Raw genomic sequence first — 15,849 nt, forward strand, 5'->3', positions numbered from 1 at the left:
CGGCAGTTTTTCCAAAGTGTAGGCCTGTTCCTGGCATCAACATGGAATCCGCGCCATCAACTTGACTGGGATTTGCCGTTTTCACTCGATACCGTTGGCCTCGATTGCTCCCCATAGACCCGAGGTAACAATGGTCAAACGCTCATTTGCCACTCTCACTGCCCTGGCGGCTGCACTGACGCTGGCCGGCTGCTCTTCCACCTGCTTCAAAGAAACGCCCGCCCAACAGGTGGCCACGTTCGAGTTCGTGATCAAGGAAATCGATGCCAACAAGCATGAGCGCGTGCTGCAGCGGCCCCGAATTGCCGCGCAGATCAATACTCAAGCGGAATGGCGTCAGCTGCATATCGTGAAAGAGGGCGCGCTCGAAAAATCACGCTCGGGATACATCGTGGCCATCCACCCCTATGCCGTCCCAGGGAAGCGGCAGTCCGAAAAGGCGGTGACCTTCGACCTCGTCGTCGACCAGTTCATTCCTGAAATCGGCGCAACTCAACTAGCCACTTCGGGTACTGGGGCGGCCGTAAACGGCGGCGAGTCGACGATCTTCTGGACTGCGGCCGGGAAGAAATACACCCTCGAAACGCGGCTGGTCAGCCTGGACTAGCAGGCGAACCGCCGGCCCGGTCACAGAGTCGTCAAAATGCAAAAAACCGGGCTTCAAGCCCGGTTTCTGCATTTCTTTTGGTTCAAAGTCCGACAGCGTTTGAAAGTCGCAGGCCTCGCCGCTACCACCTGGGTCAATCGCGAAGCTTGATCCCGTCGCTCCGATGCAGACTATGGCGCCTACGGCGCTCACCCTGCATCTTTTTGGCCATCTTCGGATCGGCCTGGCCGCCCGGCTTAGCACCGGCGTTGACCATCCTGTCGCGCTCCTTGTTGAAGCGGTAACGGTCGATCAGCCGCTGTATCACTGCGCTCTGCTGACGCATGCCGGCGACGGCGCCGTCCAGACTCACAAGGCTCATTGCCGCACCTTGGGGCCAGAGGTTGTCGATGAAGTCGTCAACCGATCGGCACTTATAGGCGACATGATAGGAGTTATAACCCAAGGCGCGCGCCACCATGCCTTGTACCTCAGTCAGCCTGATCTCAGCCCCATTCCTTCGTGCGAGCTTCAGCAAGCGGGTACTGTACCGCTTGAACTGCCCGAGATAGAGGCCGGTTACCTGGGTTAACAGCAAAAGCTGATCGGCCAGGCGGTCGTCCCGAAGTACATACTCCTCCTCGGCTTTCCACCCCTGCAGGTTGTTCGAAGCTAGGAATGCTTCCAGATGCTGCCCAAGACTACGGGTAACATGCCTGGCGGTGATCTGCTTCGGGATCTCCTCAGGAGGGAGTTCCTGGATTTCTGGCATGCTTGTCTCTCTGAACTTAGTCAATGGTTTGAACCATGATACCGCCCGCGCGACACTTGACCAGTGTCGGCCTCGGCACGACCAGCGAGAGGGCAGTGGCAATCGCCACCAGGCGGGGCCCGGGTTATCTCCAGAGGTTAAAACGCAAACCCGGCCTGCTGGGGTGTGCTGAGGAAGCGCTCAAGGTCGCCGTTGAATATTTCACTGGCCTGGCGGCCGCGGGCCACGATTTGGCCGCGCACCTTCAGGTGCTCGATGTGGACTCGGCCACAGGGATCACACTCCTGGTACGACAACTCGGCTTCCAGCTTATTTACGACAGAGCTTCGGCCTTTGGTGGCGGCCCCGCATCGGCACTGCATTGAGGACTCCTTCAGGATGGTTGCTACTGGCCTGATGGTAACGGTTGCACTCCCATTTTCATGGCCGAGAGCCCTTGCCGGCTCCAAACCTACGGTCCAGGGATTTTCCAAGGCCGGTTCCGCTGGTACTCGGGCGACCGGGAAGTAGCATCCAGATTTCAATCCTTGGTATGCGTGCACTCCGATGTCTGAAAACCTCTTCAAGACCTTTCTGAAACCCTCCCCAGACTCATCGCCTTACAGCCTGACGGAGCTGCAGTCCGGCACGCTCCAAGAGTGGTTTTCTCGCCATGCTTTCGACTTGGTCATCGATTATTCGCAGTTCCTGCTCTACCTGTCCTTCTCGCTCTCGATGATCCTGTTTTTCCGTCGCAGGCTTTCGCCCAAACTTATCGCTGGCGCCTTCGCTCTTGCTCTTGTGATCTTCCGCTACGGGGAAAACCAAACTCTTGGCCACCTGCTCCTTCCGGAAGGGGCGAATCCGCAGCTCGTTCCAACATTCCTCGCCGGCATTGCTGCCAGCGGGCTCACCTTGCTGGTCGTCGTGAGACGGTGGCGGACGCTTGATCGCATCATCATGTTGGGAGCCCAGGCCACCGTGATCGGCACCACCCTGATTTTACACGTCGCCCTAGTCCAAACTGCCCTCCCGGGGTGGAACTGGAACATCGCCTGGCAGCACCGCAACCTGCTCGATCTTCCCAGCGCGGAATTCCAGGACGGGTGCAAGGCAGAGGGGGTGGCGTGTTGGTCAGGCACGTCGTTACGTGCTGAAGACTTTCCGGCGCCGCTCCGGGGCCAGATCTTCGGCACCTATGTCGACCTGTCCACTCGACCATTTACCGAAATGGGGACCACTGTCGGCATCGACAATGATGAAAAGACAGGAAGCATTGCGGCCGTTCTTCTGTACAGGAAGGCAGGCCTCTACAAGGTAATCGTCGACTACGCCGATGCGGTGGGCGCGCACCGGGTGATCCTGCGACTGTTCTACGTGCTCTGCTCGGTCGCCCACTCGATCTGGATCTACCTGGCCCTTTTCCTGATCGCTTTCCATCACAGACGATTCAGCCGCCGGGGCCATGCGATGCCGTCCGCTGGGAAAATCAGTTCAGCGCAGGTTCCTCCGTTTGAAACAGGCCCTTCCGGCATCCCTAACTGAAGCTGCACCGCGTGGCTTGGCCTACCCTCAGCGCACAGCTTCCGAGTCTGCGCTATAGGGCTCGATCGACCAATCCTGAATCAGCCTGTTGAACACGCTCGCCCCCTCGAGGATGTTCTTGTCGATCCCATGGCGGGTTTCATACAGCAGGCGGATTACCGCGATGCACTCCAGGAAGAGGTCATGGTCGATACAACGGAACCTGGTGAGGTCGAAGGGGTATCGGCATCCGTCGTAACACCCCACCAAGAACCGCGCGATATGGCGGCACTGTCCAGAAAAGCCTTGAGCCACAGCGATTAAATGCTGCAGGGACTTCTTCCCGAGGGTCCGAAGGTCCTCTGATGTTTCGTCCTCCGAGGTCGGTATCTGCATTTGGATGCGGCTCGGTGGCTGCCAACGCTCAGCCATTCCATTGAAAACCGAACTCCCGTTCTCTATGTACTGGTGGACCTCCATCGCGGGGGCGGAGTCCATCAGCAGCAGAGCTATGCAGTCTTCCATCACGCTGCGTTTAAGTACCCGCAACGAGGCAGGATCGATCGGGTAATCCTGCCCGTTGTAACAGCCCAGCAGCAGCGACCTGACCACTTGGTCCTGGATGCCGTCGCCTTGGGCAATGGGCAAGAGTCGATGAAGGGCTTTCTCTCCTGCATAGCGTATCCGTGTGTACGGACTTTCAAGCTGTTCACGAATATTGGCGGAAGCTTGCTCCGGACCAGGGTCAGTCATCATGAGTCCCTCCTTTTTTGCTGACCGGCACAGCCTAATGCAGAACTGAGGTTTGCTCCACGATTTACCGAAACAGCCTAAATCGTGGGAATTTCAGCGTGTCGTTTTGACATGGAGTCCAACAAATGTGCTCGTAGCATTGGCGCCTACAACTTCTGCTTAGGAGCAATGAAGATGGGGCGGGAATGCCAGCAGGGCTTCACCTTAATGGAGCTGGCAATAGTGCTTGCGATCACGGCGATGCTTGCCGCCGCAGCAGTGCCAAACTACATGACCAGGGTGAACCAGAAACGGGCGGACACTACAGTCCAAGACACCCAGGCGATCATCGACGCCGCACGGGCCTATCGAAGCGAGAAGGGCTCCTGGCCCGGTGACGCTACATGCTCGAATGCCATCCAGGCGCTTGGAGCGACAACCCCGCCAATGCTCGCAGGGGTGTCAAATATCAACCGTTACAACTACCCGATCACAACCTCCTGTACCCAGTACACCTTCAGTGTTGATCAGAACACCACCCAAGACTGGGACGGTGTTGTGGTGAATGGGTTACCGGGTTCTCAAATCATCAACTCATCCACCTACCAGATCCGCACAACTGTTGGGGTTCCAGGGACTGAACCAGCCTTGGACGGGAAGCTCTCGCGCCTCGCCTCGGCGAACGCGGAAATGAACCGCATGCGTACCAACCTGCTGATGGGTAACAACGACATCAACGAGGTCAATGCGGTCAACGCCCAAACCCTCAACGCTGCGGGCGCAGTGAACGCTCAAACGGTCGCTGCTACCGGAAATATCAGCACCGCCGGCTACGTCGAGTTCACCGGCACGGCTGCAGAGGGAGGGGGCTGCGCGAAAGCGGGGCTCGTCGCTACGACATCCACCGGTGCGCAACTCACCTGCCAAGGGGGCAAGTGGGTGAAGTCGGTTATCTGGAGCCCGGCGATCGTAAGCACAGGTCAATCGTGTGCCAGCTTCCCAAAAGGCTCTTTGGCGTTCGACAGTGCGGGGAATCTCTATGTTTGCAAACCTTAAGGCCGTAGCCGCGGCTTTCATTCTCGCAGCGGTAACAACGACAGTCTCGGCGGACTCTTGGAAGCCCATCCGTAGTGGGGCAAGTTCTAGTGGGTGGCAAAAGGTCGTTTGTGACCGATCGGGGAATGGTTGGCGGTCTTGCAACATGGGACTGACGATCGTCATCCAGGCAACCCCAGGCTCCCTCGCTGCCCTCGGGGAGAAGGCGACGTTGGTGGCAACAGTCCAGGACTACGACGGGAACAACGCCGGCAGGGGCGTAGTGATCAACTGGACCACCAGCGACGGCGGTCTCAGTGCTGCGACCACGACAACGGATGCGAACGGCCAGACATCGGTCGTTCTCACTTCGTCGAAGACAATTGGCGGGGCCACCGTGAGCGCGACGTCGCCGGCGGAAGGAGGTACAGGGCAGATCAATGTACCGTTCACCGATAAGTGGGTATCTACCAGTGCGATGTACTCAGCCTGGCAGGACTCTGGAGCCCCGTACAGTTGCAGCGCCTGGTCACCCGACGCGAGCACGATCAATCAGGGAACAGCATTCACTCAGTCTGCCGTTTGCTACCAAAACCAGATCGCGTACCAACAAAACCGGGAAGTGAGCCTGGTGACTGGCCAGCTCCGAAATGTTGGAGGGGTGATCCCGCTATATCAAACTATCCAGGCAGCACGTTCCCAGCAGGCCGTCGGTACCAAACAGAGCACCCCGAGTTGTGCTTGGTCCTCATTCACAAAGAACGGGGTCTACGCCACTGGCTGGGATCATGGCGTGTCGAACACCGGCGGGCCGAAACAGGGGTACCGGCTTTTCCTAGGGCAGTACATCGGTGAGGTTACCAACGCGACTGATAGCTTCGCCTACAACGGCCGAATCTACACTATAGGAAAATTCCGGCAGTCCACCTGCCTTGGCAAGAACTGCGCATCGAGTCGTGAGGAATACGAGGCCTGTTCTGTTCCGCAGTAAAGAGTCGAACTCGTGAGTCGGGCAGGATTCAGTTGCAGTCCTGCCGACTCACCCGAATTGACATGATCAGTTGGCCATCCCTTCCAACATAGTTGTACCGATAGGTTCCTCCCATCTCCATGAATGGGGACACCATGTTCGGCGTCCCGCAGACTTTCGAAATGATCTCTGGCCCGAGTGCCTTTTTCACCGCTGCAGGGTCCAGGTCTCGAGATGCATACCGACGGAATCGATACCAGTATCCCCATTCCCTACCGCTACCAGTCACGTCATAAAATTCTGTTTCTGCGTCGACCATCTTGGGGAGATCTTGCTTTGCGCGAGGGATGCCTCGAGCGAACAGCATTTGGAAGAAGTCATCCTCCGTCATGCCCTTGGCAGCAAGAGCTTGTCGGGTTGCTTCTGCAGATACACCTCCAACCGCAGTCCCTCCGACGCTGCCAGCAGCAGAGCCCAGTGCCTGTCCTATCTTCCCAGCGTTTGCGGCTTCAGGCGCAAGTAGCGCCACCCCTGCCAGCAGGATGAGCCCCGACCAGCCTTCTCTAAAGACCACATTTCTTCTGCCCATCCTGCCCCGCTCCATGCCCAGCATATATTGAGGTTTGCTCCACGTTTCGCGGCAACAAATGCACGCCGCCCCAACTGACCGGCGGTAACCCGTAGCCGTACCTGAGCCATTTACCGCCGTATACTCCACGGTAGAGGCCATGGATGGCCCCCCTTACAAGAAATTCCCCTCCATCGGCAGTGACATGCCCACTGCGCGCAGCTTGACGCGAACCCGGGGCTGATCTCTATACTGTACACATATACAGTTTTGAGACGACCGCCCAGATGGACTGCTTTACGTCTCCCGGCCGGCGGCTGTCCAGTCTCGCCCTGGCGCAACAGCGCCTGAAGATTACTGGTTTCCAGAGCCCGGCTGAGGATCACTTGCTTTTTCCTCCCTCCCTTGACGCCGCGGTGGGATGGGGGGCACCCAACATTTGGCTTTGGCTAGTCGACACCGACGATCTTGTTGGGGTCGGAGTGCACCGGAACGATGTACTCGTGGTCGACCGCGCCCTCGAGCCTAGCCCCGGCAATGTAGTAATCGTGGTGGCGAACCATGAGCATCATTTGGCGCTCGTGGAGCGGGTAGCACTGGAACGACTACATCTTGCACGGGTAGGAGCCGACGGCCGCCATCGCGAAATCCTGGCCGACGAAGAGCAGGTGGAACTATGGGGAGTAATCAGCATGCTGCTCAGGAGCATGCTGTGAGCGTCTTTGCCCTGGTCGATTGCAACAGCTTTTACTGCTCATGTGAGCGGATCTTCCGTCCGGACTTGGCACAGAAGCCAGTCGTGGTCCTTTCGAACAACGACGGCTGCATCATCGCTCGAAGTCGGGAGGCTAAAGCGTTGGGCCTAAAGATGGGCGACCCGTACTTCAAAGTGAAGCGGTTTCTCGACCAGAGGGGAGTGACAGCCTTTTCGAGCAACTATGCGCTATACGCCGACGTGTCGAATCGTGTGATGCGAACCATTAGCACTCTGGTCGCCAGCATCGAGGTCTACTCCGTTGACGAATGTTGGTGTGACCTTACTGGAATGCCCGGCGACCTGGAGCAGTTGGGCCGGGATATTCAGGCACGAGTTCGACAGTGGGTGAATATCCCAGTTGGGGTGGGCATCGGGCCGACAAAGACGTTGGCCAAACTCGCACAGTGGGCAGGGAAGAATTGGCCAGCAACCGGCGGCGTGGTGAACCTGATGGACCCTCAGCGCCAGCAGAAACTCTTGAAACTCGCGCCGGTGGGGGAGGTGTGGGGTGTAGGCCGTAAGCTCTCCAGTCAACTCGAGACTCTAGGGATCAAGACCGCTTTCGACCTGGCCAGCGCGGACCCGAGGCACATCGGAAGGATGTTCTCGAAGGTTCTGGAGCGAACCGCCCGGGAACTACGCGGGGAGCAGTGGCTGAAAATGCACGATGATCCTGATCCGAAGAAAGAGATCGTGTCGTCCAAGATGTTCGGCCGGCGTGTCTATCTGCTTGAGGAATTGCGCCAGGCGGCGGCCGCGTACACCACTCGCGCAGCGGAAAAGCTTCGGGAGCAGGGCTCCGTCTGCAGCGAGCTCGTTGTCTCGGTTCAAACCAGCCAGTTTGCCGATCCTGCAGACCGTTACTGGAACGGGGCCAGAATGCTCCTACCAACACCAACTGCAGACACCCGCGACCTAATCCAGGCCGCGAACCAGGGCCTTCACGGGATCTACCGGGCCGGATTCGCATATTCGAAATGCACCATACAGCTGTGCCGGCTCAGCCAGCTGGAAGGTCTGACTCACGATATGTTCGCCCCGCAACCGCGGCGAAACGTCGACCGCCTCATGGCAACCATGGACCTGGTGAATGAACGTTTCGGACGCGGGGCCTTGCGGGTAGCGTCAATCCCAGTGGAAGCCGGCTGGGCGATGAGGCGCGAGATGCTTTCTCCCTCATACACGACCAGTTGGCGGGAGCTTCCTCGGGCACGATGAAACACCGATCGTCAACGGCGTTCCTGCAATTACCCATGAATTGACAATTATCAGCCTATCTGACGGAGATCCGTAGAATTCTTTACTACGACGCCGGTCAAAACCGCGCCAAACATTCTACTCGAGGCGCGACACCAAATAGGAGTGCTCTGATGTTTTTCCCTTCTAGCGCATGACAGAGGGGGAAAATCAGATGGCAATCCGATAGTATCCGGTATGAAAAATGCTCAGGAGCCGCCCCCGGTAATGTGGCGCGGCTCTATGCTGCCTGATGAAAACCAACAGTGAGGGCACAAGGATGTGTATGCCCCAACAGACACCAACGCCAATGATTGATCGCTCCCAAGTCGAGCAAAATCGCTACCTCGATTACTGCCTGAAGCACAAGGTAGAGATTTCCATCATTCTGATTTCAGGAACCCACTTCATCGGCTTTGTGCTTGATCATGATCGCAAGGGCCTTCTGCTTGGAGGAAAGCGGGAGGACAAGCCTGCTCGCTACATTTCCAAGGGTTACATCGCATTGATACGGCCCAACAAGGATGAAGAACTTGAGCTGTTCCTGGAATATCGCGGAATGGGAACCTTCCTGCAACGGAAACGGCAAAACCAGGCGCTGAAGAAACTCAAGGCCCGGGGTAGTCAGGGGGGGAAGGCGGGGGTACCAACGCCGAAAAAACTCTCGCTCCGGCCGGCCATCGATTGATGGCCCGCCGGGCGACGTCACCGCTCAATTCGTGCTGGCAATCTCCAGGTGCTCTCCGGCGTACGCAATGACGATCTTCGAATCGATGATCTGAAAGTAAATGCGCATGCACACCTGGTTGCCAATGCCAGATCCAACCCGCAGATGACGCTCGAAGTACATCCGCTGGCCTTGGTAGCTGAACTCACGCTGAGCGCGCATCTTGCCGCAATTGCTGGTCGCATCCGACTCCTTGGCGACATAGGCGCCGCCAAGGAGTTCGCGTGACACAGAGTCCGGGTTGCCCGCAGCCAGGGAGTCGAAGTAGGGGTTCACCAGCGTGTCCAGCAGATCCAGCATGCGCTCGGAGTAGGCAAACTTCTCCGACGCCTTCGCCGACTTCCACGCTGACTCCAGAATCTCAACGCGATCACCGGAAGTCACCTGCAGGTACGCAAGGACGTCGACCGGAGTGATGCCCTTGCGAGTTGCAATACGGCGCAGTAGAGATGGCTCGACTTCAGGCGCGAACTGTTGAGTGGGAAGTGGCCGGGCATCCACAGCCTGGCGAAGGCGATGAGCCTCACTCTTCGCTACCTTCAGCTCCTGCTCGAGATGCTGGTTACGGTCCTCTGCATCAGCGAGCTCACTTCGCAACTCCTTCACCACGTCAGATTCGGGAACAGGCTCCACTACCTGAACGGGCTGCTCTTTGTCTTTAGACTTGGCCTTCTCCTTGAGTTGCTCCGCAGGAGCCGCCAGGCGTTGCCAATCTGCGAAGAACTCTCGCCAGTGCTGAACCTCGGCCGCGTAGGTCTTTATTTCCGATTCGAACCACTCACGACTCGCCAGTATTTGAGTCCGGCCTTGCTCTGCAAGATCAGCCAGCTTGAGCATGTTCGCCGCGGTCAGGTTGTCACCCAGATCCTTGATTTGCGACTGAACCTTCTGGACTGCGTCCATCTGCCTCTCTGCACGCTGTTGGAACGCCAGAGGCTCCTCCTGCAGAAGACTGGTACAGATGGCTTTTCGCAAGATTTGTACTGCCTCCAGGGTTGGAGTCGGCAGTTTCTGAATAGGCTTGTTGAACAGATCACGGGTGAAGACTTTGGCGTCCAACGGAATCTCGGTCGTGGCCGAGTAGGACTCCAGAGAGTCAAGCAAGCTGTTCCAGTTGGGCGAGCCGGTATTACTGACAAAGTCGGAGTAGATTTCGTGTAGCACCTGGGAGTCGGGGCGCGCCGCCAAAAGCGTTCGTTCCAGTTCGAAAACCTTCAGCTCTGAAGACGAAACGCGAGTGAGGCCCGACTCAATTTTGGGAGCCCGCCGTTTGACCTCATTGACACAGGCAATAAAGGTTTCAGTCCCTACCGCCTGCCAAAACTCTCCAGCACCAGCTTCATCAGCCACCTCGACTCCCGCTAGGCCCGCATATCCAATCTGCCGAACCCGTGTCGACGACGTGGCGATCAGACGATCCAGCGGGTCAGGAAGCAGCGACAGAAGTGTCGTGATGGCCATGTCGATGCGGAACCCATCCGTCGACGCGAGATTGGGCCGGTGGAATGCCTTCAGCAGAGCACCAATCGTTAGCAGGGTTACGCAGTTGTGCCGAGAAAAGCCGCCATGGTCATGGAGACGCGATGTCCAAGGCCAGACCGACTCTACGGCCCGGGCAACCTCCGCTGCGCTACCTTCATTACTGAGTGATCGTATCTCTCCCACTTCAGCACCGAGCAAATGCTTGAGGTTGGCCTCCAAGCGGCTAGCGGGGAAAAGATTGGCTGCTTCATCGGCCGGAAATGCGTCCACGATCGCGGTGAAGCACTGCGGAGAAATGAACAACGAGGTCAGCGCGGCGTGGGGCGGTACACGCATCAGCATCCGCGTATCGCCGAGGGCGGAGATCTTCGCTTTGCATATCTGTTCAAATACGCTGGCCACCGCTTTTGCTGAACCATACCAGGCCGTCCAGGCTGCGCCCTGGCTCCTCTGATTCACAAATGTCGCTGGCAGTGGAAGGTTGCCCAGTAAACGCTCACCGTTGATGCCTGGAGAGGCTCCGGCGGCGGTTAGTTGGTCAACGGAAGCTGATGTCGATATTGTCTCATCAGCCCGATTGTGGGGGAGGGTAAGGATGTTCAAGTCGGTATCACTCCGGAGTGCAGGAGCTTTCGGACTATAACGATCGAACTCTGAATTCCCACCCACACTCTGGTCCTGAACGACCTCCACCTGAGCTTCAGTGGCTGTTGTGCACTCGCTCGATTCGGGGGCGGTGACGGCCTCTACAATCGCGAGGCTGTCGACCAGCTCGGTGTACGGGACTTCTTCGCTCTCGGTGATCTCGTCCTCGTAGATGTCGGTTGCCCGAGGCATGGGGCGGGACAGGAACTGGATCAGTTTGGGGCAAGGCGGCTCTTCAGCGATGAAGACAGGGGACAGCGCCTCATTAACCGGCCGGGCTTTGGAACCCACGAACTCAATGTCGTGTTCGTAGGAGAAGTTCTTGAGGAAACGAAGGCTGACACCAACCAGTTTGCTGACCTCTTTCATGGTCATGGTCTTGGCCAGCTCCTGGACTCGCTCCAAAAACTTGTTTTGGCGTTCCCAGTGCGCTTTCTTGGAAAGCAGGTCGAGTTGCGGCGGTAACTGGAGTTCGTCGGGCTTGAGCAACGGCTTACGCGGCTCAACGCGCTTGGGTTCCCTGGACAAGCGGATCTCCTCGTACTGCCTGAAGATCGACTTGCTCTCCTCTTTGGTCCGGAGATCAGGATCTGAGAACTCGATGTTGTTCCGGGCGGCATAATTTCGTAGGAACCCGGCACTAACCCCTAACAGGCGGCTGGCCTCTTTCAGTGCGAACCTGTAGTCGTTCGCATAAGAGAGAACCTTATTTCGAAACTCCTGCTTTGCAGCCTCATCCGCGGCCAACGCCCTGGCCTGAAGATCATCGACAGAAATCGTCGCACTCGACAGCATGGTACCCCCCTCCAATGGATCAGGGGGGAACACCCAAAAAGGTGCGCTCTACTAAAGCAGAAACCGTCCCTTCGCTCTCGGCGAATGGAGGCGAAGGAACCGAGCCACAGGCTGGTACCGGCTTTAGTAGAGAGCACTGCTCCCCCCTCATTTCAACGGACCCCACGGTTGCGTAATCGCATACGCGCGGAGCTTTATGTGTCTGCTATGAGACATCGGGCAGTGATATTACTAGGCCATGCCATCTGTGAAAAGCTTCACATCCAAATATCGGGCGCCAATTTTCCGCCAAAAATCTGTCTTTTAATGCCGGGTTCTTTGATAGGGGCGAATAGAGAAAACGGAAAAAATCGTACGCTAAGGTTTTCCGGGCAGCCTTAGCGGCCGAAACTTCCCGTCCTCCAGCCTGCGGCTCTGCCGCCAGACATAATCGCCGGTCAGATTGATGTGCTCCCACCCCAGCGGCGACAGGTATTGCAGCAGCTCACCATCCACCGACTTCCCCGCATCGCCCATCGCCTGGGTGGCGCGCTCCAAGTACACCGTGTTCCACAACACGATGGCGGCCGTCACCAGGTTGAGGCCACTGGCCCGGTAGCGCTGCTGCTCGAAGCTCCGATCCCTGATCTCGCCGAGGCGGTTGAAGAACACCGCCCTGGCCAGGGAGTTGCGGGCTTCGCCCTTGTTCAGTCCAGCATGCACGCGCCGGCGCAGCTCGACGCTTTGCAACCAATCGAGGATGAAAAGCGTGCGCTCGATCCGGCCCAGCTCGCGCAGGGCCACGGCCAGGCCGTTCTGGCGCGGATAGCTGCCGAGCTTGCGCAGCATCAGCGAGGCGGTGACCGTGCCCTGCTTGATCGAGCTGGCCAGGCGCAGGATGTCGTCCCAATGGGCGCGGACGTGCTTGATGTTCAGGGTGCCGCCAACCATTGGGCGCAATGTCGGGTAGTCCTGGACGCTATTCGGAACATACAGCTTGGTTTCTCCGAGGTCGCGGATGCGCGGTGCGAAGCGGAAGCCCAGCAGGTGCATCAGGGCGAAGACATGATCGGTGAAGCCAGCCGTGTCAGTGTAGTGCTCCTCGATCCGCAAGTCGGACTCGTGGTACAGCAGACCGTCGAGCACATAGGTAGAGTCGCGCACGCCGACATTCACCACGCGGGTGCTGAACGGTGCGTACTGGTCGGAGATGTGGGTGTAGAACAGCCGCCCCGGCTCGCTGCCGTACTTCGGGTTGACGTGGCCGGTGCTTTCGCCTCGACCACCCGCCCGGAAGCGCTGGCCATCGGAAGAAGAGGTCGTGCCGTCGCCCCAGTGAGCGGCGAAGGTATGACGGTACTGGTGGTTGACCAGCTCGGCCAGGGCCGCCGAGTAGGTTTCGTCTCGGATGTGCCAGGCTTGCAGCCAGGACAGCTTGGCGTAGGTCAGGCCGGGGCTCGACTCGGCCATCTTGGTCAGCCCGAGGTTGATTGCATCGCCCAGGATCGCTGACAGCAGCAATGTCCGGTCTTTGGCCTCGGCACCGTCCTTCAGGTGTGTGAAGTGGCGGCTGAAGCCCGTCCAGTCGTCCACGTCCATCAGCAGTTCGGTGATCTTGATGCGCGGCAGCAAATGGCTGGTCTGGTCGATCAGCGCCTGCGCGGTATTGGGCACCGCGGAATCCAGCGGGGTGATCTTCAGCCCGGACTCGGTGAGGATGGCATCGGGCAGCTCGTTGTCCTTGGCCAGGCGGGTGACGGTGGCCAGCTGCTCGTCCAGCAGCTGCAAGCGCTCTTCCAGGTACTGGTTGCTGTTCGGGTTGATCGCCAGGGGCAGAGCCTGCGCATGCTTGAGCGCGGCGAACCTCTCTGCCGGCAGCAGGTAGTCGTCGAAGTCGCGGAACTGCCGCGAGCCCTTGACCCAGATGTCACCGGAGCGCAGCGCGTTCTTCAGCTCGGACAGGGCGCAGATTTCGTAGAAGCGCCGGTCGAGGCCTTCCGGGGTTATCACTAGCGGCTTCCAGCGCGGCTTGATGAAGGCGGTGGGCGCATCGGCCGGCACCTTGCGCAGGTTGTAGGCGTTCATCTCGCTCAGGGTCTGCACGGCTGCCAGCACGCCTTGCGCAGCCGGGGCAGCGCGCAGTTCCAGCACCTCCAGCAAGGCCGGCGTGTAACGGCGCAGAGTGGCGAAGTTCTCGCCGACCAGGTGCAGATGGTCGAAGCCTTCCGGCCGGGCCAGCAGCTCGGCCTCGCTGACGCTCTCGGTGAACTCGTCCCAGGGAATCACCGCCTCAATGGCGGCATAGGGATCGCTACCGCTTTCCTTGGCTTCCAGCAGAGCCTGGCCGATCTTCGAGTACAGGCGCACCTTGTCGTTGATCGCCTTGCCCTGCTTCTGGAACTGCTGCTGATGCTTGTGCTTCGCGCTGCTGAACAGCTTGACCAGGATACGGTCGTGCAGATCGACCAACTCATCAATCACCGTCGCGGTGCTCTCCAGCACCACGGCGGCCAGGGTCGCGTAGCGTCGCTGCGGCTCGAACTTGCCGAGGTCTTTGGGCGTCATCTGCCCACCCTCGCGGGCCAGCTTGAGCAGGCGGTTCTGGTGGATGTGTCGGCCCAGGCCTTCGGGCAAGTCCACCAGCTGAAATGTCTTCAGCCGCTCGATGTGTTCGAGCATGTGGCGGGAGTTCGGTTTCAGCGGTGCCTGTCGCAGCCAGGTCAACCAGGTGATGCTGCTGCCGGCCTTGAGCTTCAACAGCTCGTCCAGCTTGGCCCGATGCGAGTCCGTGAGTGGTTCGACCAGGGCGCGGTAGACTCGGCGATTGGCCCGCGCAATGGCCTCCGAACAAGCTCGATCAATTACGCTCAACGCCGGCAGAATGCGCCGCTTCTGTCGCAGGCTCTCCAGGGCCTGACCGGCCAGCAGTAAGCCCTTGTCGGTCTGCTGGGCCAACTCGGTCAGCTCGCGCACCAGGGCGCGGAAGTCGGACAGGCCGAACGGGGCCAGTTGTAGGTAGGTGCGCAGTTCCTGGGCGTGCTCGCGGCGAGTCACGTCGCGTTCGCCGTACTTCAACCAACTCGCCGGGTCGGCCTGAACTTGCTTGGCCACCCACTGGATGACCGGCTCGGGCGGCTCGCTGTCGGTGCCCAACGCATAGCCGGGGTAGCGCAGCAGGCTGAGCTGCACCGCGAAGCCCAGGCGGTTGGCGTCGCCGCGCCGCTGGCGGATCAGCGACAGGTCGGAGTCGTTGAAGGTGTAGTAGCGGATCAGGTCATCCTGGCTTTCCGGCAACGCAAGCAAGGTGTCGCGCTCCGTAGCCGAGAGAATCGAGCGACGCGGCATGGTTCAGTCGTCCTTGCGAAGGTACTGATAGAGGGTTTCTCGGCTGATGCCGAACTCGCGGGCGAGCTGCGCCTTCGGCTCGCCCGCAGCGGCCCGCTGCCGCAGCGTGATGGCTTGCTCGTCGGAGAGGGCTTTCTTGCGGCCCCGGTAGGCACCGCGCTGCTTGGCCAGGGCGATGCCCTCGCGCTGCCGCTCGCGAATCAGGGCGCGCTCAAACTCGGCAAAGGCCCCCATGACCGACAGCATCAGGTTGGCCATCGGCGAGTCCTCGCCGGTGAACACCAGGCCTTCCTTCAAGAACTCGATGCGCACACCGCGCTGGGTCAGCTTCTGCACCAGGCGGCGCAAATCATCGAGGTTTCGTGCCAGGCGATCCATGCTGTGCACCACCACGGTGTCGCCTTCGCGAACGAAACCGAGCATGGCCTCCAGCTGGGGACGCTGGGTGTCCTTGCCCGAGGCTTTGTCGGTGAACAGCTTGCCGACCTCGACCTGTTCAAGTTGGCGTTCCGGGTTCTGGTCGAAGCTGCTGACCCGGACGTAACCGATGCGTTGTCCCTGCAAGATGCCTCCATGGGCTGGATGGGCGGCAGGGCTTGCGTTGGTTTTTGGTTCCATTGCGCCCGAAGCCTTGAATTTGTCAGGCTGAAATCTATGACCTTGGCAAGCATGTGTCAAAGAATGTGAAAGCGGACTCTATTCTGACGGCGTGATGCG

Annotated in this window: 14 protein-coding genes; 7 read left to right on the forward strand and 7 right to left on the reverse strand. The window is 59.0% G+C overall.

Going from position 1 to position 15,849, the window contains the following annotated elements; translation table 11 throughout:
- The first annotated feature begins 130 nt into the window (after positions 1-130).
- A complete protein-coding gene (locus tag VQ067_RS32850; protein ID WP_019437242.1) occupies positions 131-607 on the forward strand; it encodes a hypothetical protein in 477 nt (158 codons plus the stop codon).
- A gap of 133 nt (positions 608-740) precedes the next feature.
- Here VQ067_RS32850 and VQ067_RS32855 read toward each other — a convergent pair whose 3' ends face one another.
- Complete coding sequence (locus tag VQ067_RS32855) at positions 741-1,358, reverse strand: hypothetical protein (protein WP_058199474.1); 618 nt, start codon at positions 1,356-1,358, stop codon at positions 741-743.
- Positions 1,359-1,453: 95 nt separating this feature from the next.
- On the opposite strand from VQ067_RS32855, the gene VQ067_RS32860 reads away from it, so the two are divergent.
- Complete coding sequence (locus VQ067_RS32860) at positions 1,454-1,723, forward strand: hypothetical protein (protein ID WP_153549649.1); 270 nt, start codon at positions 1,454-1,456, stop codon at positions 1,721-1,723.
- Between the two features lie 181 nt (positions 1,724-1,904).
- Complete coding sequence (locus VQ067_RS32865) at positions 1,905-2,882, forward strand: hypothetical protein (RefSeq protein WP_340081042.1); 978 nt, start codon at positions 1,905-1,907, stop codon at positions 2,880-2,882.
- Positions 2,883-2,909: 27 nt separating this feature from the next.
- On the opposite strand, the gene VQ067_RS32870 is transcribed toward VQ067_RS32865, so the two are convergent.
- The gene (locus VQ067_RS32870) at positions 2,910-3,617 is read right to left on the reverse strand and encodes a DUF7673 family protein (RefSeq protein ID WP_021263221.1); all 708 of its coding nucleotides are present in this window, start codon (positions 3,615-3,617) and stop codon (positions 2,910-2,912) included.
- A gap of 108 nt (positions 3,618-3,725) precedes the next feature.
- On the opposite strand from VQ067_RS32870, the gene VQ067_RS32875 reads away from it, so the two are divergent.
- Both VQ067_RS32875 and VQ067_RS32880 read left to right on the forward strand, forming a co-directional pair.
- Entirely contained in the window at positions 3,726-4,649 is a 924-nt protein-coding gene (locus tag VQ067_RS32875) for a prepilin-type N-terminal cleavage/methylation domain-containing protein (protein WP_269749738.1), read from the forward strand.
- A 145-nt stretch (positions 4,650-4,794) separates the two neighbouring features.
- Positions 4,795-5,619: an Ig-like domain-containing protein gene (locus VQ067_RS32880; RefSeq protein WP_019437248.1), complete on the forward strand. Its 825-nt coding sequence runs from the start codon at positions 4,795-4,797 to the stop codon at positions 5,617-5,619.
- Between the two features lie 28 nt (positions 5,620-5,647).
- On the opposite strand, the gene VQ067_RS32885 is transcribed toward VQ067_RS32880, so the two are convergent.
- On the reverse strand, positions 5,648-6,211 hold the full coding sequence (locus VQ067_RS32885) for a hypothetical protein (protein WP_031300153.1): 564 nt from the start codon (positions 6,209-6,211) through the stop codon (positions 5,648-5,650).
- 404 nt (positions 6,212-6,615) lie between these two features.
- The gene (locus tag VQ067_RS32890) at positions 6,616-6,738 is read right to left on the reverse strand and encodes a hypothetical protein (RefSeq protein ID WP_021263648.1); all 123 of its coding nucleotides are present in this window, start codon (positions 6,736-6,738) and stop codon (positions 6,616-6,618) included.
- A gap of 140 nt (positions 6,739-6,878) precedes the next feature.
- Here VQ067_RS32890 and umuC point away from each other — a divergent pair, with 140 nt between their 5' ends.
- On the forward strand, positions 6,879-8,141 hold the full coding sequence (gene umuC / locus VQ067_RS32895; RefSeq protein WP_023111085.1) for a translesion error-prone DNA polymerase V subunit UmuC: 1,263 nt from the start codon (positions 6,879-6,881) through the stop codon (positions 8,139-8,141).
- Positions 8,142-8,445: 304 nt separating this feature from the next.
- On the forward strand, positions 8,446-8,847 hold the full coding sequence (locus VQ067_RS32900) for a hypothetical protein (protein WP_170831721.1): 402 nt from the start codon (positions 8,446-8,448) through the stop codon (positions 8,845-8,847).
- 24 nt (positions 8,848-8,871) lie between these two features.
- On the opposite strand, the gene VQ067_RS32905 is transcribed toward VQ067_RS32900, so the two are convergent.
- The 3 genes from VQ067_RS32905 to VQ067_RS32915 form a co-directional block, all read right to left on the reverse strand.
- Positions 8,872-11,808: a hypothetical protein gene (locus tag VQ067_RS32905; protein ID WP_058199456.1), complete on the reverse strand. Its 2,937-nt coding sequence runs from the start codon at positions 11,806-11,808 to the stop codon at positions 8,872-8,874.
- Positions 11,809-12,165: 357 nt separating this feature from the next.
- Positions 12,166-15,132, reverse strand: a complete 2,967-nt coding sequence (locus VQ067_RS32910; RefSeq protein WP_003090772.1) for a Tn3 family transposase — start codon at positions 15,130-15,132, stop codon at positions 12,166-12,168.
- 3 nt (positions 15,133-15,135) lie between these two features.
- Positions 15,136-15,696, reverse strand: a complete 561-nt coding sequence (locus tag VQ067_RS32915) for a recombinase family protein (protein WP_003090771.1) — start codon at positions 15,694-15,696, stop codon at positions 15,136-15,138.
- Between the last annotated feature and the right edge of the window lie 153 nt (positions 15,697-15,849).

Origin of the sequence: Pseudomonas sp. KBN12P06040 (assembly GCF_037574965.1) — a bacterium.
Lineage (GTDB): Bacteria > Pseudomonadota > Gammaproteobacteria > Pseudomonadales > Pseudomonadaceae > Pseudomonas > Pseudomonas aeruginosa.